At 64.1% G+C, this 19,477-nt stretch carries 27 protein-coding genes and 1 pseudogene; all 28 read left to right on the top strand.

Annotated elements, in window-relative coordinates; genetic code table 11:
* Positions 1 to 56: 56 nt before the first annotated feature.
* Entirely contained in the window at positions 57 to 1,031 is a 975-nt protein-coding gene (locus ACIGFL_RS09425) for a DUF1376 domain-containing protein (protein WP_397496994.1), read from the top strand.
* The gene (locus ACIGFL_RS09420) at positions 1,028 to 1,777 is read left to right on the top strand and encodes a replication protein P (protein ID WP_397496993.1); all 750 of its coding nucleotides are present in this window, start codon (positions 1,028 to 1,030) and stop codon (positions 1,775 to 1,777) included. The genes ACIGFL_RS09425 and ACIGFL_RS09420 overlap by 4 nt, the downstream gene beginning before the upstream one ends.
* Positions 1,767 to 1,940: a hypothetical protein gene (locus ACIGFL_RS09415; protein WP_397496992.1), complete on the top strand. Its 174-nt coding sequence runs from the start codon at positions 1,767 to 1,769 to the stop codon at positions 1,938 to 1,940. Before ACIGFL_RS09420 ends, ACIGFL_RS09415 begins: the two co-directional genes overlap by 11 nt.
* Positions 1,937 to 2,287: a hypothetical protein gene (locus tag ACIGFL_RS09410; RefSeq protein WP_397496991.1), complete on the top strand. Its 351-nt coding sequence runs from the start codon at positions 1,937 to 1,939 to the stop codon at positions 2,285 to 2,287. The genes ACIGFL_RS09415 and ACIGFL_RS09410 overlap by 4 nt, the downstream gene beginning before the upstream one ends.
* Positions 2,280 to 2,897, top strand: a complete 618-nt coding sequence (locus ACIGFL_RS09405; RefSeq protein ID WP_397496990.1) for a hypothetical protein — start codon at positions 2,280 to 2,282, stop codon at positions 2,895 to 2,897. Before ACIGFL_RS09410 ends, ACIGFL_RS09405 begins: the two co-directional genes overlap by 8 nt.
* The gene (locus ACIGFL_RS09400) at positions 2,890 to 3,204 is read left to right on the top strand and encodes a hypothetical protein (RefSeq protein WP_397496989.1); all 315 of its coding nucleotides are present in this window, start codon (positions 2,890 to 2,892) and stop codon (positions 3,202 to 3,204) included. Before ACIGFL_RS09405 ends, ACIGFL_RS09400 begins: the two co-directional genes overlap by 8 nt.
* Positions 3,197 to 3,757 (top strand): hypothetical protein, encoded by a 561-nt coding sequence (locus ACIGFL_RS09395; protein ID WP_397496988.1) that lies wholly within the window; start codon positions 3,197 to 3,199, stop codon positions 3,755 to 3,757. Before ACIGFL_RS09400 ends, ACIGFL_RS09395 begins: the two co-directional genes overlap by 8 nt.
* Positions 3,754 to 4,023: a hypothetical protein gene (locus ACIGFL_RS09390; protein WP_397496987.1), complete on the top strand. Its 270-nt coding sequence runs from the start codon at positions 3,754 to 3,756 to the stop codon at positions 4,021 to 4,023. Before ACIGFL_RS09395 ends, ACIGFL_RS09390 begins: the two co-directional genes overlap by 4 nt.
* A complete protein-coding gene (locus ACIGFL_RS09385) occupies positions 4,020 to 4,655 on the top strand; it encodes a recombination protein NinG (protein ID WP_397496986.1) in 636 nt (211 codons plus the stop codon). Before ACIGFL_RS09390 ends, ACIGFL_RS09385 begins: the two co-directional genes overlap by 4 nt.
* Positions 4,652 to 5,566, top strand: coding sequence for a hypothetical protein (locus tag ACIGFL_RS09380; RefSeq protein WP_397496985.1), 915 nt, complete (start codon positions 4,652 to 4,654; stop codon positions 5,564 to 5,566). The genes ACIGFL_RS09385 and ACIGFL_RS09380 overlap by 4 nt, the downstream gene beginning before the upstream one ends.
* Positions 5,563 to 5,814: a hypothetical protein gene (locus tag ACIGFL_RS09375; protein WP_397496984.1), complete on the top strand. Its 252-nt coding sequence runs from the start codon at positions 5,563 to 5,565 to the stop codon at positions 5,812 to 5,814. The genes ACIGFL_RS09380 and ACIGFL_RS09375 overlap by 4 nt, the downstream gene beginning before the upstream one ends.
* Before the next feature lie 1,012 nt (positions 5,815 to 6,826).
* Positions 6,827 to 7,012: pseudogene (locus ACIGFL_RS09370) on the top strand (DfrB family trimethoprim-resistant dihydrofolate reductase); the annotation flags it as partial.
* 91 nt (positions 7,013 to 7,103) lie between these two features.
* A complete protein-coding gene (locus tag ACIGFL_RS09365; protein WP_397496983.1) occupies positions 7,104 to 7,598 on the top strand; it encodes a hypothetical protein in 495 nt (164 codons plus the stop codon).
* A gap of 86 nt (positions 7,599 to 7,684) precedes the next feature.
* On the top strand, positions 7,685 to 7,963 hold the full coding sequence (locus ACIGFL_RS09360) for a hypothetical protein (RefSeq protein ID WP_397496982.1): 279 nt from the start codon (positions 7,685 to 7,687) through the stop codon (positions 7,961 to 7,963).
* 133 nt (positions 7,964 to 8,096) lie between these two features.
* Entirely contained in the window at positions 8,097 to 8,660 is a 564-nt protein-coding gene (locus tag ACIGFL_RS09355) for a hypothetical protein (RefSeq protein ID WP_397496981.1), read from the top strand.
* Positions 8,657 to 9,937 carry a PBSX family phage terminase large subunit gene (locus tag ACIGFL_RS09350; protein WP_397496980.1) on the top strand — a complete coding sequence of 427 codons (1,281 nt, stop codon included), beginning with the start codon at positions 8,657 to 8,659 and terminating at the stop codon, positions 9,935 to 9,937. The genes ACIGFL_RS09355 and ACIGFL_RS09350 overlap by 4 nt, the downstream gene beginning before the upstream one ends.
* Positions 9,938 to 9,948: 11 nt before the next feature.
* A complete protein-coding gene (locus ACIGFL_RS09345) occupies positions 9,949 to 12,225 on the top strand; it encodes a hypothetical protein (protein WP_397496979.1) in 2,277 nt (758 codons plus the stop codon).
* Positions 12,226 to 12,397: 172 nt separating this feature from the next.
* The gene (locus tag ACIGFL_RS09340; RefSeq protein WP_397496978.1) at positions 12,398 to 13,447 is read left to right on the top strand and encodes a hypothetical protein; all 1,050 of its coding nucleotides are present in this window, start codon (positions 12,398 to 12,400) and stop codon (positions 13,445 to 13,447) included.
* Between the two features lie 33 nt (positions 13,448 to 13,480).
* On the top strand, positions 13,481 to 14,773 hold the full coding sequence (locus tag ACIGFL_RS09335) for a DUF4043 family protein (RefSeq protein ID WP_397496977.1): 1,293 nt from the start codon (positions 13,481 to 13,483) through the stop codon (positions 14,771 to 14,773).
* 59 nt (positions 14,774 to 14,832) lie between these two features.
* On the top strand, positions 14,833 to 15,315 hold the full coding sequence (locus ACIGFL_RS09330; protein ID WP_397496976.1) for a hypothetical protein: 483 nt from the start codon (positions 14,833 to 14,835) through the stop codon (positions 15,313 to 15,315).
* 60 nt (positions 15,316 to 15,375) lie between these two features.
* Positions 15,376 to 16,242: a RyR domain-containing protein gene (locus tag ACIGFL_RS09325; RefSeq protein WP_397496975.1), complete on the top strand. Its 867-nt coding sequence runs from the start codon at positions 15,376 to 15,378 to the stop codon at positions 16,240 to 16,242.
* Positions 16,243 to 16,245: 3 nt separating this feature from the next.
* Entirely contained in the window at positions 16,246 to 16,914 is a 669-nt protein-coding gene (locus tag ACIGFL_RS09320; protein ID WP_397496974.1) for a hypothetical protein, read from the top strand.
* A 78-nt stretch (positions 16,915 to 16,992) separates the two neighbouring features.
* Positions 16,993 to 17,259, top strand: coding sequence for a holin (locus ACIGFL_RS09315; RefSeq protein ID WP_397496973.1), 267 nt, complete (start codon positions 16,993 to 16,995; stop codon positions 17,257 to 17,259).
* The gene (locus ACIGFL_RS09310; protein ID WP_397497108.1) at positions 17,253 to 17,807 is read left to right on the top strand and encodes a glycoside hydrolase family protein; all 555 of its coding nucleotides are present in this window, start codon (positions 17,253 to 17,255) and stop codon (positions 17,805 to 17,807) included. Before ACIGFL_RS09315 ends, ACIGFL_RS09310 begins: the two co-directional genes overlap by 7 nt.
* Positions 17,808 to 17,820: 13 nt before the next feature.
* Positions 17,821 to 17,982, top strand: coding sequence for a hypothetical protein (locus ACIGFL_RS09305; RefSeq protein WP_397496972.1), 162 nt, complete (start codon positions 17,821 to 17,823; stop codon positions 17,980 to 17,982).
* Positions 17,979 to 18,464 (top strand): lysis system i-spanin subunit Rz, encoded by a 486-nt coding sequence (locus ACIGFL_RS09300; RefSeq protein ID WP_397496971.1) that lies wholly within the window; start codon positions 17,979 to 17,981, stop codon positions 18,462 to 18,464. Before ACIGFL_RS09305 ends, ACIGFL_RS09300 begins: the two co-directional genes overlap by 4 nt.
* A complete protein-coding gene (locus ACIGFL_RS09295) occupies positions 18,461 to 18,679 on the top strand; it encodes a hypothetical protein (protein WP_397496970.1) in 219 nt (72 codons plus the stop codon). The genes ACIGFL_RS09300 and ACIGFL_RS09295 overlap by 4 nt, the downstream gene beginning before the upstream one ends.
* A gap of 334 nt (positions 18,680 to 19,013) precedes the next feature.
* The gene (locus ACIGFL_RS09290) at positions 19,014 to 19,472 is read left to right on the top strand and encodes a Gp49 family protein (protein WP_397497107.1); all 459 of its coding nucleotides are present in this window, start codon (positions 19,014 to 19,016) and stop codon (positions 19,470 to 19,472) included.
* Positions 19,473 to 19,477 lie beyond the last annotated feature (5 nt).

Genomic DNA, 19,477 nt, shown 5'->3' with positions numbered 1-19,477 from the left:
GAATACCCAGCACCCGGAGAGGGTTAGGACGGATCTATCTGCCTGCGAGGGTGGTTATGTCGGCGTTTGAGCGCATCGATAAGCCATTGCCGCTGGTGCCCGCCGAGGTTGATCTGCGCGGGTTGCCGTTCATGCCGCTGGATGTGAACCGGCTGCGTGACAGCGACCTGGCGATCGAGGCGAGTGGCGACGAGTTCCGCGCGGCGGTGCTGCTGTGGTGCGCGAGTTGGAACCAAGTACCGGCCGGTTCGTTGCCGAACAACGACCAGGCCCTGGCGGCGTATGCCGGGTTTGGTCGCGACGTGAAGGGCTGGAAGAAGGTGGCCGCCGGCGCGCTGCGCGGGTTCGTCGAGTGCGCCGATGGGCGCCTGTATCACCCGGTGGTCGCCGAGAAAGCCATCGACGCCTGGGCTCAGCGAGTCGAGCACCGGACGGCGAAGGCCAACGAGACGGAGCGCAAGCGCAAGGAGCGGGAGGACCGTTCGCGGATGTTCGATGCGCTGCGCGAGGCTGGGCAGGTGCTGGCCTGGGACACACCGACCAAGGCATTGCGGGAGGCGTTCGCAGCGCTGGAGCAAGGCGAACAAGGCGTGACAGGTCACACACCCGTCACGGTGACAGGTCACGCACCTGACACGGCTAAGAGAGGGACAGGGAAGGGAGAGGGACAGGGAGAGGGAATAGAACCCCCTGTAGCCCCCCTTGGCCCGTCACAGGAACAGCCGGCGAAGAAGTCGGCGGTGAAGGGCGAGCGCGCCAAGCCGAAGCGGCCATTGCCGCTGCCGTTCCTGATCACGACGGCGATGCTGGAGTGGGCGAGGGAGAAGGCGCCCGACGTGAATCTGGATTGGGAGCTGGAGCAGTTCCTCGATTACTGGAAGGGCAACGGCAAGCCGATGGCCGACTGGACGGCGACCTGGCAGCGCTGGATGCGTACCTCGCAGGCTCGGCTGGTGGAGCGAGGCCGTGGCGGCGCGCCGAAGAGCGACCCGAACGATACAAGCTGGATCAACGAGGACGACGGGCTATGAAAACCGCGACCGAAGTGCTGAAGACGCTGCCGAACCTGCCGGCAGAGCCGGTGCAGGACAACCGCGCGCGGACGCCGAACGCGGAGACGGCGGCGATCGTCAACACCCTGTTCGAAGAGCTGAAATCGATCTTCCCCGCATGGCGCCAGGCCTGGCCGAACGACAAGGCCGAGAGCCGTGCCAAGCGGAGTTGGGTGAAGGGCTTCATGAAGTCCGGCATCTACACCATCGAGCAGCTGCGCTACGGCATCGAGGCCTGCCGCCAGCTGGAAACCGACTTCGCGCCCAGCGTCGGCAAGTTCGTGAAACTGTGCACGCCGAGCGCCGAAGACCTGGGCTTCCCCGCTGATGACTCGGCCTGGCGCGAGGTGGTGCGCCACTGCGCCAACCCTGGCCGGCACACGTGGAGCCATGAAGCCGTGCGCCTGGCCGGCGATGCGGTCGGCTGGTTCAACCTGCGCTGCAGCAGCATCCCCGAGGAGACCCTGCGCAAGCGCTTCGACCATGCGTACTACCAGCTGCGCCGCCGCGCCGCCCTGAACCTGCCCCTGGAGCCGCCGCGCCAGGGTATCGAGGACCAGAGCGAAGGCCGCGAGCTGACCCCGGAACAGGCCGAGCGCCGCGGCGAGCGGTTCGTGCAGCGCCTGATGCGCGCCCAGGGCCTGGACACGCTCACCGGCGAGCAGGCCCGCCAGCAGTTGCTGGCCAAGCTCCGCATCCAGCGAGGAGACACCCATGAAGCTTGAACGCCGCCTGCAGCAGCCGCTGCGGGAAGCCGTCGATTTCCTGCTTACGCGCGGCTACGACATGGCCCGCGAAGGCGACCTGATGATTCTGAGCCGTGGCCGGCGCCGCTTGATGGTGGCCGACGGGCGTGTGGCCGTGATCGGCCGTGGAGGTGTGCGGTGAATCTGCTCGCCCAGCAAGCCCTTGCCCGTGCGCTGGCCAGGGGCGCCAGGCCGGTACCGGCTGCCGAGGTGCTGCCGGCTGCGCCGGTACCTGCACCTGCACCTGAACCTGCTCCAGTTCCTGCGCCCGTCGCTGGCGGCGGCCACTTCGACCGCGTCGGCTACCTCGAAGGCCGGCGGCACGCGCTGGAGATAGTCCGCGCCTCCAAGGTGCTGCTCGAGCTGAAGGGTGGCCCGAAGCAACTGGCCGACCGCCTGCGCCAGTGCATGCAGGGCAAGCCCGCCGACTTCGCCCGCGGGGTGGCCGAGATCATCGACCTGGTGGAGCGGGAGGTGCCCAGTGAATAACGTCAAGCAACAGCGTCTGCGCGATCTGGCGCTGATCATGCTCCGTGACGCGCACGGCGAGGACTTCACTGCAGAACAGGCCGCACTGCTGCCGGGACAGCGTGAGGAGTTCGCGCGCCTGGTAGAGCCTGCCGAGATCCTTTCGCTGTTCGCCGATTTGGATATTGCCAAGGCGGCAGTGGCCGACCATGCAGAGCGCGCCAGGCAGTTGCAGCAAGGTCACTACATTCCGGGCCAGATGCACTGTGCCAAGTGCAAGTTTCAGCTGACTAAGCGCGTTATCTGCATGGGCAGCGGCACCATCGGCGCCGGCGACAACAAGACTGAGCCATGCCCGAACGGTTGCGGCCCGCTGTGGCCGGTGACTTGGAAGCAGGCCGATCAGGAGAACCAAGAGATCATCGGTCGCCTGTGCGATGAACAGCGCGAGTTGCGCGCCCAGGTCGAGCAATTGCTGCAGGACAAGGCCCGCCTCGACAGCGGCTGCATCGTCACCAATGACCGTGACGAGTTCGGCCGCGATTATCAGACCGAGCGCCGTGGCGTGAATTTGCGCGCGAGTATCGACGATGCCATGGCCAGACGTGCGAGGGACATTGCAGATGCATGAAGTACTCGCCTTCCTCGCTGCCCTTCGCGACGTGCACCCGGATATGGCCCGGTACGGCCTGAACGGCGGATGCTTTCGGGTCTACCTGCTGCTCAAGCAGGCATTCCCCGGTGCCGAGCCCTGGTACGACAGCGACCACGTGCTGACCAAGATCGGCGACCACTTCTACGACATCCGCGGCCAGGTCGAGCCGATCAGTGCTGTCGGCGCCGAGTATCTGCGCATGGACCCGCTGTGCTTCAACCGCGCCTATGGCTGGGACCAGCCGGCCCTGAACACAGACCTGCAGGGGGTGCGCCATGGGTAAGCCAGCCACAACAGCCAAGCCAGAGACACCCGAGGCCGCGAAGAAGCGCAAGCAGCGCGCCGGCCGCCCGATCTACATGGTTTGGCGCCGGGTGATCGACGAGGCCACCGGCGAGCTGCGCCTGGGCTTGTGTGCCGACAGCAGCATCGACCAGTTCCTGTGCCGTGAGCGCGAGTACCGTGCCGGCGACGTGGTGCGCTGCGAGATCAAGAAGGCTCGCAACATCAAATTCCATCGGTTGGTGCACGCCCTCGGCCGCATGGTCGCCGAGCAGGTCGACGCATTCCAGGGCCTCGACGCCCACACCACCATCAAGAAGCTGCAGCTCGACGCTGGCGTGTGCTGCACCTATGAGGCCTTCGACATTCCCGACCTGGGCCGGGTGATGCGCCTGATCCCTGAGTCGATCGCCTTCGACTACATGACCGAAGAGCGCTTCAAGGAGTTCTGGCGCGGCATCTGCCAGCACCTGATTGCCACCTACTGGCCAGGCCTCACCGAGGAAGCGATCGAGAACATGACCGGCCTGATGCCTGGGGAGCGTGAGCAGTGAAGAGGTTCAATCCCGGTGATATGGCGCTGGTGGTCGGCGGCAATCTAATGCTCGGTCAGCAAGTGGAAGTGTTGTTCTGGGCCAATCCTGGCGACTTATGGCACAGCACGGAGACGCGCGATTACGTGCTGGGCCCGTGGCTGCTGGAAGGGGCCTGGATTGTCACTGACGGCGAGACGAAAGGTGTCAAGGGCGACAAACACCTCATGCCTCTGCGCGGCACCTTCACCCCTGAGCGCGAGAAGTCCAGCGAGGTGCCGGCATGAAGCGCACCGAACTGAAGCGCAAGACGCCGCTCAAGGCCAAGGCCAGCGGCATTGCCGAGCGCAAGCCACGGCAGCGCAAGTGCGCCAACTCGGCCTGCGACGTGAAGTTCACGCCCAAGATCGGCCAGAAGGTCTGCTGCTGGCAGTGCGGCCTGGCGATCGCTGATCAGCCAGCCAACCAGAAGAAGGCGCGTATGGCTATTGATCAGCGGGAGCGGCGCGAGATCAAGGTGCGGAAGCAGAAGGTAAAGCGCCGCTCGGAATACATGCAGGAAGCCCAGGACGCCTTCAATGCCTGGATACGCCAGCGCGATGCTGGTCAGCCCTGCATATCGTGCGGAACCACGGCCGATGTTCAGTACTGCGCCGGGCATTATCGCACCGTCGGCGCTTGCCCTGAGCTGCGCTTCGAGCCTCTGAACGTGCACCGCCAGTGCAACAAGAACTGCAATCTGGAGAAGTCCGGAAACATCGTCGAGTACCGCATTCGGCTGGTCAAGAAGATCGGCGCCGAGGCAGTAGCTTGGCTGGAAGGCCCCCACGAACCCAAGAAGTACACCATCGAAGACCTGCAGCAGATCAAGACCGAATACCGGCAGAAGCTGCGCGAACTACAGAGGGCAGAGAGATGAGCGAACAGAAGATGGATGCGGAGCGGGCGGCGTTTGAGACGTGGTTCGGAGACTACAGCCTGCCGGTTCGGATGAACGGCGGCATGATGAATGACGCGCAGATGTTCGATGCGTGGAAGGCTAGAGCAGATCAATCGGCTATAGCTCCAGAAAGCTGGTGGCATTTGATCCACGACACCCTAAAAAATTACTGCATGCACACGCTAAGCGATGGAGAAGGCGGCGGATATCCGCTGATCGATGCGATGACGGCGGACGGCCAGTCAGTGAGCGGTGGCATCGAGGAGTGCACGTACCTGGCCGACGCAATATGGAACGCGCTGGCTTCCTCAGTCCCTGCTGCCCCAACCGTCAAGGCTGAGCTGACCGCTGTTCGTTGCCAGTGCTGTCAGACGGAATATGCCGCCGACAGCTACGACGCCGGCTTCATCGCTGGTAGCGGCATGTGCCAGGTGTGCGACGTGGCTATGCCGGCAAAAGACCTGCCAGTTGCTGGTATGGAAGAACCAACCGTCGTTGCGTGGATGTGGCGCGATCTCAATGGAGACGTGCAATTCAACTACATGCACCCAGAAGGGCAGGAGCTTATGACCGTCGCCCAGCACAACCGCATCGTCGCCGCCCTCTCCGCGCAGCAGGCTGTAGCGGTGAGCGTGCCGGCGGCATCGGAATATCCGAAAGTTGGCTGGACTAAGCGCCACAAACACACCTGCGCTAACGTCCAGCCAGGCGCCACTGCTGCGGATAAATGCGACTGCGGCGCGGTAGAGCACGACAACCGCCGTGCGGTCATTGAGCGCGCCATTCATTTTCTGCGGTCCCATTCGCCGAGCATGGACTGCGCCGAATGGGAGACAGCCGACGAACTCCGCGCCCTCCTCTCCAGCAGCGAGCGGGGTGGCGAGGCATGAGCGATTTCGAGCGAGAGGTAAGCGAAACATCGCGCGCCTGGATGAGAGCCCTTGGCAATTTCACGCCGACCGTCAATCCGCTGTACCGCGAGGTCAAGGGATCAATGCTCGGCGAGTACGGCGAAGCCGAAAAAACGTACTTTGACAGCAAAGAGCTGCGTGAATTGGCAAAAGCATGCGCAGAGGTGGCCGACTGGCTGGACCGTCGCGCGGCAGAGACCAACACCGCCCAGCAGAAGGAGGGTTAGGCGATGCCAAAAGTAATCGGACAAGACCAAAGTGTAGCCAGGCGCGCAACGTGCAAGAAGTGCGGTGCGATAAATGAATACCTGCCTCATGAGGTGCGCGTTTTAAGCCAGGGGCGCGACATCACGCAGGCAATGTGCACGACCAAAGGGTTCAATTGCGGCCAGTGTGGCGCCCAGGTGATTACCTATGCCGACTGACGCGCAGCAGGAGAGCGAGATGACTGAGCAAGTATGGCGTTGCCAACACACCGAAACTCATAACATCGTCTGGCTCCCGTATAAGCCAGTAGGGCCGTATGACTGCGTGCCATTCATCTGCAAGTCCGACTACGACGCCCTGCACCAGCAGGTCGAGGCCATGAATCGCAGTCGAACCTGGGCCGAGACAGAGCTGCCGAAATGGCAAGCGCTGGCCGCTGAGACTCGGATAGAGCGAGATGACGCGCGGATGCAGATCGAGGGGCTGCGGGCTGATAATGAGCGGCTGCAATCGGTGTGCGCGCATAACAAGTATTGCGCGGAAGTTGATAGCGAGCGTGCCGACCAGGCTAGCGCCGAGCTTGAGGCGGCGCGAGGTTTGCTGGAGCGTGCGGCCGAGTGCATGCGTAACTCAGCGCTTGTGATTGACGGCTCAACCTATCGCATCAATGGTGCGGCTGCGACCATCCATTCACTGCGGACTTTGGCAGCAGAACTCACCACCACCCCGGCGCCGGAAGTGCGGCAGCAAGAGCAAGATGACGGAGAGGCCCGGCATGACGCAGTGAAGGCGATCCACGACATCATGGCGGCTGTTCCATGCTCCTCGCTCTACTCGCTGGCAGAGGCAGTGCTTGACGCCGGATACGTGAAAGCGGCCGAGCAGGGGGAGCGGCAGGAGGCTCAGGTAATGGGGCGCGTTCACCACAATCCCGATCATGCAGAGCCTGTGCGTGCCGTGCTCAACAGCATAGGGCGCCAGTTGCCGGACAACGCACCGCTCTACACCACCCCAAAACCCGCCCCGGACGTTTCGGCTAAGTTCAGCCTCGGCGACCGCGTGCGCAAGACCAAAGGCAGCGAGTGGCAGGGCCGAATTGTCGGCACCTACAGCACCGCCCTGACGCCGGAGGGGTACGCCGTCGAATCCGATGCTCATCCAGGCAGCGTCCAGATTTACCCGGCCTCAGCGCTCGAGCAAAAGGACGGCGAGACGTGAACGACCCAGTATTCCAGGCCTGGCTGGCCGAGCAGTGGCAAATCCTGCGTGAGCGGGGGTTGATTCGATGACAAGCATGGGGAGAGCGAGCATGACGAAGCGATCATCGACGCAGATCGTCCTCGAGGCGCTGCAGGATCTGCATGCGCAGGAGCAGATCGTGACGCGCGAGGCCTTGGCTGAGGTGACGGGGCTGAAGGTGGCGGTAGTGGATGACCGTCTCAAGGCCCTGGTGGCCGACGGCGATGTTGCGCGGGTGCAGCGTGGCATTTACGTGCCGGTCGATCAGCACCCACCGGCCAGGCACATCAGCAAGACCATCCTGCCCGACGGCACGGTGAAGATCGATATCGGCGACCAGGTGCTGACCCTGACGCCACGGGAGGATCGAATGCTGGCCAACCTGTTCGCCGGCGTGACGCTGCAGTCTGCCCAGATCGAGCTGGGGCACCATGCCGCGCTGCTCTCCGGCACACTCAGCACGCGCCTGAACAGGCTGGAGCGCATCCTGGCGCGTGTCGGCGATGAAGTAGCGGCAGGCAGTGACGTGGTGGCATCGCCAGGGCAGAGTGCGCTGAAGCTGTGACCGACCCCCTGTAGGGTTTGAGACGGCACGGACGCCGGCAGAACACTCGGACTGCCAACCACCTCAACCTGTCGAGGCGTCCGAAGATGAAGAAAGTCCTGCTGTTCGTATTCGCCATCCTGTATCTGACCTGCGGCCTGGCGCTGGCCGCGCCGCTGCCGGTCGACTACCTGGCCATCCAGGCCTATGCCGACCAGCACATTGCCGCCGAGGCAAAGCGCAACTTGGCCGAGGTGATGCAGCCTCGCAGCCTGGAGCGCTACCGCAGCCCTATCCTGCGCAGCGATATGCGCATTGCCAGTGCCGGCATGGTGTTCAATCGAACCAATGACCAGGTGCTGCACTGGGCGCGATCGAGTGCCTGAGCAACTACTGCTGAGAGAGCCCGCCGAGTGCGGGCTTTTTCGTCCAGGGCAGTCAAGACCAGTCTCAACAAGTATCAAGCAATCCCCCCTGTAGGGTTCGACACCCTGTCTCCCGCCCGGAAACACTCCGGGCATGACCACGAAAGAGAAGGGCGCCAAGCCCGCACCCAAGAAGCCAGCCAAGAAGCCGGTAGCCAAGAAGAAGGCGGCCGGCTCGACTGCGCGTACCAGAAAGCCGGGTAGGCCAAGTTCCTACACTGAGGCAATCGGTATCGCGCTGTGTGCAGCCATCGCAGAGGGTATGAGCCTGCGAAGTGCATGCGCACTGCCTGGAATGCCTGACGTATCAACGGTGATTCGCTGGCTCGCTGATGAAGAGCGTGCCGAGTTTTGCGCACAGTACGCGCGTGCGCGCGAGGACCGGGCGGATTTGCTGGCCGAAGAGATCCTGCAGATCGCGGATGACGGGCGTAACGACACCCAGGTCGACGAAGACGGCAATGTGTTCATCGACCATGATGTGATCGCGAGATCGAGGCTGCGTGTCGATGCCCGGAAGTGGCTGGCCAGCAAGATGGCGCCCAAGAAGTACGGCGACAAGATTACGGCCGAGCACACTGGCGCCAACGGTGGCGCGATTCAGGTAGCCAGCACCGTGACTTTCGTTCGGCCGCCGGCGAGGGCTGAGGACGAATGAACGCTTTCGTGCAGCCCTTGCAGCTCAACCTGACGCTGCCGTACAAGCTCGCGCCGCTGTACGAGGCGATGCGCTACAAGGTCATGCACGGTGGCCGCGGCGGTGGTAAGTCGCATGGCGTCGCCCAGGTGCTGCTGGATATGGGCGCGCGGAAGCCGCTGCGCATCCTCTGTGCCAGGGAAGTGCAGAAGTCGATGCGCGACTCCGTGCACCGCCTGCTGAAGGACTACATTGTCAAACTCGGGCTCGAATCGTTCTACGACGTGCTTGATACCGAGATTCGCGGGAAGAACGGCACGCTCTTCCTGTTCACCGGCCTGCAGTCGCACACCGTCGATTCGATCAAGTCCTTCGAGGGCGTCGATATCGTCTGGGTCGAAGAGGCCCACGGCGTCAGCAAGAAGTCCTGGGACGTGCTGGTGCCGACGATTCGGAAAGAGGGCAGCGAGATATGGCTGACCCTGAACCCGGACATGAACACCGACGAGACCTACACGCGCTTCATCGAGAATGCCGACGAAGACATGTGGGTTTGCGAGATCAACTGGCGCGATAACCCTTGGTTCCCGTCCGTCCTCAACGACGAGCGGCTGCGCGCCAAGCGTGCCATGAGCCAGGAAGACTACGAGCACATCTGGGAAGGCAAGCCGCGCACCGTGGCTGATGGCGCGATCTACAAGCACGAAATCATCGACCTGATCAGCAGTGGCCGAGTGCAGCGCGTGCCGTATGACCCAACTCTGCCTGTGCATACGGTCTGGGATCTCGGGTGGAACGACGCGATGACGATCGGTTTCGTGCAGCGCGGACCGATGGACGTGCGAATCATCGACTACATCGAGGACAGTCACCGGACCCTCGACTGGTACGTGGCACAGATCGAGAAGCGCCCCTATCGCTGGGGCCATGACTACCTGCCGCATGATGGCCGCACCCGCAACTACCAGACCGGCAAGAGCACCGAAGAGCAGCTGCAGGCGATGGGCAGAAAGCCGATTGTCCTGGCGCAGACCAGCGTCGAGGAAGGCATCAAGGCGGTGCGCATGATGTTCCCGCGCTGCTACTTCGACAAGGACAAGACGGCCAGGCTGATCGAGTGCCTGAAACGGTACCGCCGCGCCCTGCATGCCCAGACCAGGGAGCCGCTGGGGCCGCTGCACGACGAGTTCAGTCATGGCTCCGACATGTTCCGCTACATCGGCCAGGCCGTTGAGGTGATGCCCAACGACATGGAACCCACCTACGAAGAAGCCCCAGCGCCTGACTGGCGCACTTGAGGAACCACCAGATGGACGCTACCGCACTCAAGCAGCCCGAGCATAACGGCGATCAGCCGAAGGACGAACTGGCGCTGAGCCTCGACGAGTACACCGAGATCATGCGCGAGATCGAGGAGCAGCCGAACTGGCGCACCACGGCCGACAAGGAAATGGACTATGCCGACGGCAACCAGCTCGACAGCGAGCTGCTGGAGCGGCAGCGCAAGCTGGGCATTCCGCCGGCGGTGGAGGATCTGATCGGCCCGGCGCTGCTGTCGATCCAGGGCTATGAGAGCGCGACTCGCACCGACTGGCGCGTGACGCCCGACGGTGATGTGGGCGGCCAGGACGTGGCCGATGCGCTGAACTACAAGCTGAATCAGGCCGAACGCCACAGCAAGGCGGACAGAGCGTGCAGCGATGCATTCCGTCCGCAGATCGCCGTCGGCCTGGGCTGGGTTGAGGTGAGCCGCGAGAGCGACCCCTTCAAGTTCCCGTACCGCTGCGGCGTGGTGCATCGCAACGAGATTCACTGGGACTTCACCGCCAAGGAGGACGATCTGAGCGATGCGCGCTGGCTGCGTCGGCAGCGTTGGTTGCTGCCGGAGCGTATCGCCCGCGTGTTCCCCGACCACAAGGATCTGATCATGGCCATCGGGCGGCACGGCTCGACCTGGTGGCTGGACGATCCGGTCGGCGCCAATGACGGCGGTTCGTCCACGGGGCTGCACAACGCCTGGGGCGAGGCGCGCGCCTGGACCGTGCAAGAGGAGCGCTGGTACAACCCGACCTCGAAGGAGACCTGCCTGGCCGAGGTCTGGTACCGGCGCTGGGTCGACGTGGGCGTGATCACCGCGCCAGACGGCCGAGTGGTCGAGTACGACGAGAACAACCTGGCCCACCAGGTGGCGCTGGCCAGTGGCTTCTCGCAGTACAGCCGCGTGGTAGTGGCCAGAGTGCGCCGCAGCTACTGGCTCGGCCCGCACTGCCTGCACGATGGCCCCACCCCTTACAGCCACCGCCACTTCCCCTACGTGCCGTTCTGGGGCTTTCGTGAGGACAGCACCAGGGTGCCGTATGGCTACGTGCGCGGCATGATCTATCCGCAGGACAGCCTGAACAGTGGCGCCAGCAAACTGCGCTGGGGCATGGCGTCGGTGCGAACCGAGCGCACCAAGGGCGCTGTGGACATGACCGATGCGCAGTTCCGCCAGCAGGTGGCGCGAGTCGATGCAGATATTGTGCTGAACGCCGACCACTTCCGTAACAACCCTGGCGCTCGCTTCCAGGTCCACCGCGACTTCCAGCTGAACGCCCAGCAGTTCCAGATGATGCAGGACAACCGTTCGGCTATTCAGCGCGTATCGGCCGTGACCACCGGCTTCATGGGCAAGGAAGGCACGGCCACCAGCGGCCGGCAGGAGCAAATGCAGATCGAGCAGAGCAACCAGAGCCTGGGCCGGATGATGGACAACTTCCGCGCCGGCCGGACGATGATCGGAGAGATCCTGCTGTCGATGATCGTCAAGGACCTGGGCAGCAAGCAGCACGAGATCATCATCGAGGGCGACGCGGTGCGCGCCGATCGCTCGGTGGTGATCAACAAGCCGGAGCAGGACGAGGCCGGCTACACCTACCTGTCCAACGACCTGCAGCGCACCCGGCTCAAGGTCGCCCTGGAAGATGTGCCGAGCACCAACAGCTACCGCGGCCAGCAGCTCGCCGCGCTGTCCGAGGCGGTCAAGAGCCTGCCGCCGCAGTACCAGGCCGCCGTGCTGCCGTTCTTGGTCAGCCTCATGGATGTGCCGTTCAAGCGCGATGTGGTGGAGGCGATCCGCGCCGCCAGCGAGCAGGAATCGCCGGAGCAGATCGAGCAGCGCATCAAGAAAGAGGTGCAGGAAGCCCTGGCACGCTCTGGTGCCGAGGCGAAGATGCGCGAGATCGACATCAAGGAACGCAGGACGGACGCAGAGATCGAGCAGATTCGCGCGCAGGCAGTGCAGATCGGTGTGCAGGCGGCCTACTCGGCAATGCAGGCCGGCGCCCAGGTCGCGCAGATGCCGATGATCGCGCCGGTGGCCGACGAAATCATGAAGGGCGCCGGGTACCAGGCGAAGCCGGGCGACGATCCGGACTTCCCGCAGGCCGGCCAGACTGCCGCGATGAACATCAAGTCGCCGTATGTGCAGCCAGGCGGCCCGGAGGTGCGCGAGAACACTAGTCCGGCCTTACCGCCGGTACCGGCCGAGCCGGGTGCGGGGATGACTGGCATCGAGACTCCGACGGCATCCGACAACCTCGGCTGACCCCATCGTCAACCACGACCCTGCAGGGATGACCCCCTGTAGGGTTTTTTGTTTTTCGCTCCCTTCTGGACACTCGCTGACAAGTCGGGCCCGTGCTCGACGATGCGCGAGGCGGTGACGCCTCGTAACTGCTGAACCCTTTGCGGCCACGGCGATATGTGGCGGGACAGGCATGAATCCAGGCGACTTTATCCAGCAACACGCACCGGACGGTGAAATGTCCGCAGAGCAGGCCGCTCAGCTCCTCGAGCTGATGGACCAGGGCGATACCGACGCAAGCGCGTTGGAAGTTGGCGGCGAGCCCGACGCTGCCCCTGCAGCTGCAGCAGAACCGAACCCCGTGCGGGCCACCGATGACGTGGCGAACACCGATGACACCGCGGCAGGTGTTGAACCGGAAGATCCGGCCAAGGCCGTGATCATGGCGAAGGACAACGTCCACACCATTCCGTATCAGCGCCTGTTGGATGCGCGAGAAGGAAAGCAAGCAGCGGAAGCTCGCGAGCAGGAAGCTCTGCAGAAGCTGCAGGAGACCCAGAAGGAACTGGAAACGCTCAGGACCCAAGCACAGAACCGGGCGGACGCAGGGATTGCGCCCACCGCCGCCGACCAGAACCTGGCAGCCGCTGAGGCCGCTATGGAGGCTGGCGTCGATCCCGGCATCTTCGGGGACTTCTCCGAGGAGGCGTTGGCCAAGGGTGTGCAGGCCTTGATCGCCAAGAGCGCGCCGGCGCTTCTGGCGGACTTGGTCAAGCAGCAACTGGCCCCCCTGCAGCAGAAGCAGCAGCTGACCGAGCAGGAAGCTCACGCGCAGGCGGTCTACGCCAAGCACCCCGACCTCGATTCGATTATCGAGAGCGCGGAGCTTGAAGCGTGGATCGAGTCGCAGCCCAGCTTCGCGCGCACTGCGTATCGCGAAGTGATCAGCACCGGCACTGCGACCGAAGTCATCGAGTTCATCGACACGTACAAGGCAGCCACTGGGAAAAGTCAGGCAGCCGCTGCTGCGCCCTCTGCGGAGAGCGTGCAGCAGGCAGCCAAGCAAGCCATCGCGGCAGCTAAGCCGCCGGTACCCACCAGCCTCTCGGACATTCCGGGCGGTCGTGCAGGGCCGGCGACGGGCAGCGAAGCGCTGGCGAACTTAGGCGCCGCTGATATGGCCGAGGCCTTGATGGACAAGACCCCGGATCAGATCGAGGCATTTCTGAACCGGAGCGTTTGACGCTCCGGGTCCCGTTGAACAAGGAGATTCACCGTGTCCGACAAGACTCATATGGCGTATGGCGATTCCAAGGCGATGGTCGAGCAGGCCGTCGGCTTGTTTGCCCAGAGCACCCAGCGCAACACCACCCTGAACCGTCTCACCGGCAAGATGCCCAAGGGCACCGCCGGCGCCGAGGCCACCCTGCGCAAGCAGACCACCCAGCACATGCCCATCGTCAAGTGCCAGGACCTGGGCAAAGGCAAGGGCGATGAGGTGACCTTTCACCTGCTGAACCCGACTGGCGGCTACCCGATCATGGGTAGCGCTTACGCCGAAGGTCGTGGCGTGGGCATGAAACTGTCCGAGGACAAGCTGCGCGTGAACCAGGCGCGCTTCCCGATCGACCTCGGCGACACCATGACCACCATCCGCAGCCCGGCCGACTTCCGTCGTCTGGGGCGCCCGGTCGCTCAGCAGCAGATGGACGCCTATGTCGACCAGAGCCTGCTGGTGCACATGGCTGGCGCGCGTGGCTTCCACGACAACATCGAGTGGAAGATCCCGACCGAAACCAACCCGCTGTTCGCTGAAATCATGGTGAACCGCGTGAAGGCGCCGACCAAGAACCGCCACTACATCGCCGACGGCGGCAACGGCATCAAGCCGTTCACCGTGAACGCTGGCGAAGTGGATCTGGCAACCACCGACCTGATGAAGATGGACACCGTGGACGGCGTGCGCACCTGGATTGACCAGATCGCTCTGCCGCCGCCGCCGGTGATCTTCGAAGGTGACGCTGCCGCCAACGACTCGCCGCTGCGCGTGATGCTGGTGTCCTCGGCGCAGTACAACCTGTTCGCCGCCGACCCCAACTTCCGCCAGCTGCAAGCCAGTGCGATGGCGCGCGCCCAGCAAGCCAAGGGCCACCCGCTGTTCCTGGGCGAGGTGGGTCTGTGGAACGGCGTGCTGATCGTGAAGATGCCGAAGCCGATCCGTTTCTACGCCGGCGACACCATCCGCTACTGCGCCGCGAAGGACAGCGAGACCGAGAGCACCTGCATCGTGCCGGCTGGCTTCGGCACCACCCACGCAATCGACCGCGCCATCCTGCTGGGTGGCCAGGCCGTAGCCGAGGCGATGGCCGCCAGCGAGAAGTCCAAGATCCCGTTCTTCTGGAGCGAGAAGGAATTGGACCACGGCGACAAGGTGGAGCTGCTGCTGGGCTGCATCCGCGGCGTGTCGAAGATCCGCTTCGCGGTCGAGACTGGCAATGGCACCGAGTTCACCGACTACGGCGCCACCGCGATCGATACCGCGGTGCCGATCATCGGCGAGCGCCTGTGATGGGTGGGGCTGGGTAACACCGGCCCGCCTTTCGAAACCAATATCGAGGAGAGCCCATCATGGCCAAAGTGACTCTGAAGCAGTTCGGCAACCGCCAATTCGGCGGCGCTGCCGGCGCCTACGGCAACACCACCACCCTGAAGTTCGCCCTACAAACCGGCGCCAACGGTGCAGCGCTCAATGCCGATTCGACGGCAGCAATTGCTGCGGGCGACGTGGTCGACCTGGGCCCGCTGCCGGAAGGTATGCGCCTGGACGATATGTCGATGCTGATCAGTACCGGCATGACCGCCACCATCACCGGCTCGCTGGGCTTCGCCTACGCGGACGGTGTGGACAGCACCGAGGTTCCCCAGGACGCCGCGTACTTCGGTACCGGCCTGAACCTGGCCACTGCTGCGCGCCTGCGTGCAGCGGCTGCCAAGGCCCTGGTGACCCTGCCCAAGCCGGCGCGCCTGATCCTGACCACGGCGGTGGCGGCCAACGCCAAGGCCAGCAAGATCGAGGTGCTGGTGAGCGGCGAACTCCAGGGCGCCCGCTGATAGCGACTTCGGGAGGGCCTTCGGGCCCTTCCTCCTTTCTCCGTCATGCAGGACACGAACATGAAGGTACTTGTCATCGCGCGGGTTGCGCACGCTATCAACGCCGCCTACTGCCTGTCGCTGGGCGACGCTTCGGTGCCCACCTGGGAAGAGGCCGGCGAGCAGCACCAGAAGAGTCTGGTCGCGGGTGTGGAAATGCACCTGGCCAATCCTGATTCCACCCCGGAGCAGGCCCACGAAAGCTGGCTGGCGCAGAAGCTGGCTGACGGCTGGGTATACGGCGAGGTGAAGGACACCGAGAAGAAGGTGCACCCGTGCTGCCTGCCATACGACCAACTGCCGGCCGATCAGAAGTCGAAGGACTACCTGTTCCGCGCCGTGGTGCATGCGCTCAAGGATCTGCCGGATGCCGACGAGGCCGCTGCTGCTGCCGTGGCTGCAGCGCTGGCCAAGGTTCCAGCAGGTCAGTCGGCGCCAACTGCACCAGCCGGCCCTGGCAAGATCGTGGTGGTCTACATCGGTCGCAAGGAAACCTACACCGATCACCTGTATGGCACTGGCCTGAGCTTCGTTAAGGGCCAGGAACGCGCCATGCCGGCCGATATCGCCCGCAAGTTCCTGCGCCACGGAGACATGTTCAGCGAGGGGCAGGCGATCGCTGCTGCAGCCGAGCCGGCCGCGGACAAGGACGACGACGACACCAGCAAGGTGCTGGATGAAGCCAAGAAGTGCCAGGACGAGGAGCGCAAGCAGGAAGAGCGCCTGCTCGACCTGAAGCAGCAGATCAACGTCATGACCAAGAAGTCGCTGACCGATTACGCCATGACCAACTACCGGCAGAAGCTCGATCAGCAGAAGTCTGTCTCTGAGCTGCGTCAGCTGGTCACCGGCATGATCGATCAGTACGGCCCCGTCGGCCCGGTGTAAGCCATGACCCTCGACGAGCTGATCAAGGACTTCAGGGTTGCCGCGCAGGACAAGATCGACCCCTACCTGTTCGCGCAACCCGACGTTACCCGGTGGCTGATCGAGGCCGAGCAGGAGGCCTGCATCCGCGGGCGCTTGCTGCACGAATCGGCCAACGAGTCGGTCTGCTCAGTCGATGTGGTACCCGGCGAGGCTGTCTACCCGCTGCACCCGGCGCTGTACGAGCTTGATCACCTCGGGCTGCTGGAAACTGGCGCCACGGAGCGGTGTCGGGTGAAGCTGGTTTCGCGGGAGTGGCTGGATGACAACCAGTCGGGCTGGCGAGACGAGACGGGCCGGCCACGGTTCGCCATCCAGTCCGACACCGCTCTTCGCCTGGTGCCAGCGCCGAGTGCGCCCGCGACGCTCAAGCTGGAAGGCTACCGACTGCCGTTGCGCGGTCTCACGGAAGACAAGGCTTCGAAACCGGAGATTCACCCGGCCCATCACTGGCACCTGGTGCACTGGGCGCTGCATCGTGCGTTCAGCGTTCCCGATGCTGAATCAATCGACCGTGAGCGGGCCGCTCAATCTCTGGCCGATTTTGTCGAGTACTTCGGCGAGCGCCCCGACAGCGACCTGCGCCGCATTACCCGCCACGACGTCGAGCACCACAATAAAGCCTGGCCCTGACCCCCTGTAGGGTTCGCCTCCTGAAAACCCTGTCCCTAGCATCCGACCAAAGCGGATCAGCCAGCACGGGAGCAGGGCATGGCACAGCAGGTTCATGAGGGGATGGTCGAGGTGGTCGGCGCTGCTGCCGCCAACAAGGTGACCCAGGCGGGCGCGGTAGCCGGCGTTCTGGGCTGGCTGGCGCAGATCAACTGGATAGGCCTCTCTGGCGTGTTGATCGCCGTTCTGGGCCTTGCCGTGAATTTCTACTTCCAGCACCGGCGCGACAAGCGCGAGCAGGCCGAGAGCGTTGCAAGGATAGAAGCGCTGCGCGAGCAGTGCGGCCTCGAGGGGCGCAGATCGTGAGCGTGCGCACCAGGGTGCTGGTCACCGCACTGACGCTCAGCCTGGCCGGCTTCGGCGCCTGGATCAAGAGCGAGGGCGACGGCCCGGTCGAGGTGCGTAACGGTGTCGAGGTGCACCTGCCGTACATCCCGACCAAGGGCGACGTGCCCACCATCGGCCATGGCTCGACCCGCTACGAGGACGGCACCCCGGTCACCCTCGCAGATCCTCCTATCACCCGCGAGCGCGCCCAGCAGCTGGCAAGGGCGCTGCACAGCGAGGAAGAGCGCCGATTCCAGGCCTCGCTGCCCGGGGTGAAGCTGTTCCAAGAGGAATACGACCTCTACCTCGACTTCGTCGGCCAGTTCGGTATCGGCAACTGGCGATCGTCGTCGCCGCGCCGGCACCTGCTGGCCGGCGAGTACGTGAAAGCCTGCCATGCGCTGCTGCCGTGGCGCCGACAGAACGGCCGGGATTGCTCGCTGCCGCAGAACTGGGGGCCGAAAGGCTGCAAGGGCGTCTGGACCCGACAACTCGAACGCCACGCCAAGTGCATGGCGGTTCAGTAGTGGAGGACTCGATATGCAATGGCTCGTACCGCTGTTTGTGTTCCTGCTGGCGTTTGTGTTCTGGCGCCTGTCCTGGCGAACCGATGATCGTGTGGCGGCCTGGAGCCAGTTCAGCATTGCCGTGCTTCTGGTGCTGCTCGGCATCGCCGTTGTGATCGGGATGGCGCTCCAGTGATCAAGGTCTTGCTCGCCGCATGCGCCGGCCTGGCGATCACCTTGGCGATGGTCTGGCTGCGCCTCGACACCGTGTCGATCGAGCGTGATGGCGCTGTGAAAGTGGCTAAGCAGCTTGCTGCATCGGCCGAATCCCTCCGCGGCACCCTGCGACTGCAGCGCGAGCTGGCCAACGACCAGGCCGCAATCGAGGCCACCTATCTGGAGGAGAAACAACGTGCTGAAGACCGCGCTGAATATCTGCGCCGCTGCCTTGCTGATGGTTCTTGCGGGCTGCGTGTCGCAGCCACTTGCCCCTCAGTGCGAGTGGGGCCAGCCGGGGCCGCTGCCGGCGAGCCTGATGCAGGAGCCCCAGAACTTACAGCAGCTGCTCGACGAGCTTATCCAACCCTCGTTGCCGGCCTCAAAGACCAGCGAGCCCAGATAGTCGGCCTGCAGGACGAGCTGAGGCTGCTGCACAGCCAGTGCAAGTTGGCCCCATGAGCGAGGAGGGCGAGGCGACCAACGTCGTCCGCCTTGATGATTTCAGGCCGCACCTGGTGCTGGCCGCCGCCGACCGGTCGGTGCACGTCGTGCCGGTGGCGCTTGTTGAGGCGGTGATCGAGGGCAGGAAGCCCTTCACTGCCATGGATGAACGGGCCGTCCGGGCAATGCTGCTGGACTACCTGACCATGCTGCAGGAGCAGCACGAACCGTAACAGCAACCGAAACCGGAGCAACCCAATGACCACCATAACCCCCACCGTCGGCCGCGTGCTGCACTTCATCCCCACCGCCGACTACATGGCCAGCCGCAAGATGGCTTTCGGTGATCCCTCGCAGCCGCTGGCGGCGGTGATCGCCTACGTCCACAGCGACACCATGGTGAACCTCACCGTATGGGACCAGAACGGCGAGCAGTTCGGCGTGTGCAGCGTGCCGCTGGTGCAAGTGGAGGGGCTGACCATCCCTTGTGGCAGCTTCTACGCGCAGTGGATGCCGTACCAGAAGGGGCAGGCGGCGAAGACGGAAGCCGCTGAGTGTGCTCTGTCCATGGCAACGAAGGCCTTCGATCAAGTCACCAAAGTCGCTCAAGGCGGCTGCGATGCCATCGAACAGGAAATCCAGGCCAAGGGCCTTACCGCGCCGCGCATCACGCCGGCTGACATCGAGGCGAACATCTACAGCGAGCACTACTTTACCGCTGCGGACGGTGTTGCCGGGGCAAACGAGGCGAGTCGAATCCTCCCCGCTGGCTCGCTCAGCCTGCTGACCTTCTGCGTGCTGGTGCTGCGCAACGGCTTCACCGTGACCGGTGAGAGCGCCTGTGCCAGTCCGGAGAACTTCGACGCCGAGATCGGCCGCAAGATCGCGCGCCAGAACGCGGTGCAGAAGATCTGGCCGTTGATGGGCTACGAACTGCGCAGCCGCCTGCATCAGCGCGCTACCACCTGCACCTGCGGCCCGAACGAAGGCTGTAGCCGTTGCGGTATTGGCATGAGCGGCAAGTAAGGAGA

This window comes from Pseudomonas sp. NPDC077649 (assembly GCF_044542855.1).
Lineage (GTDB): Bacteria > Pseudomonadota > Gammaproteobacteria > Pseudomonadales > Pseudomonadaceae > Aquipseudomonas.
Note: the sequence above shows the minus strand (reverse complement) of the source record. Positions and strands in the feature narration are given on the sequence as shown.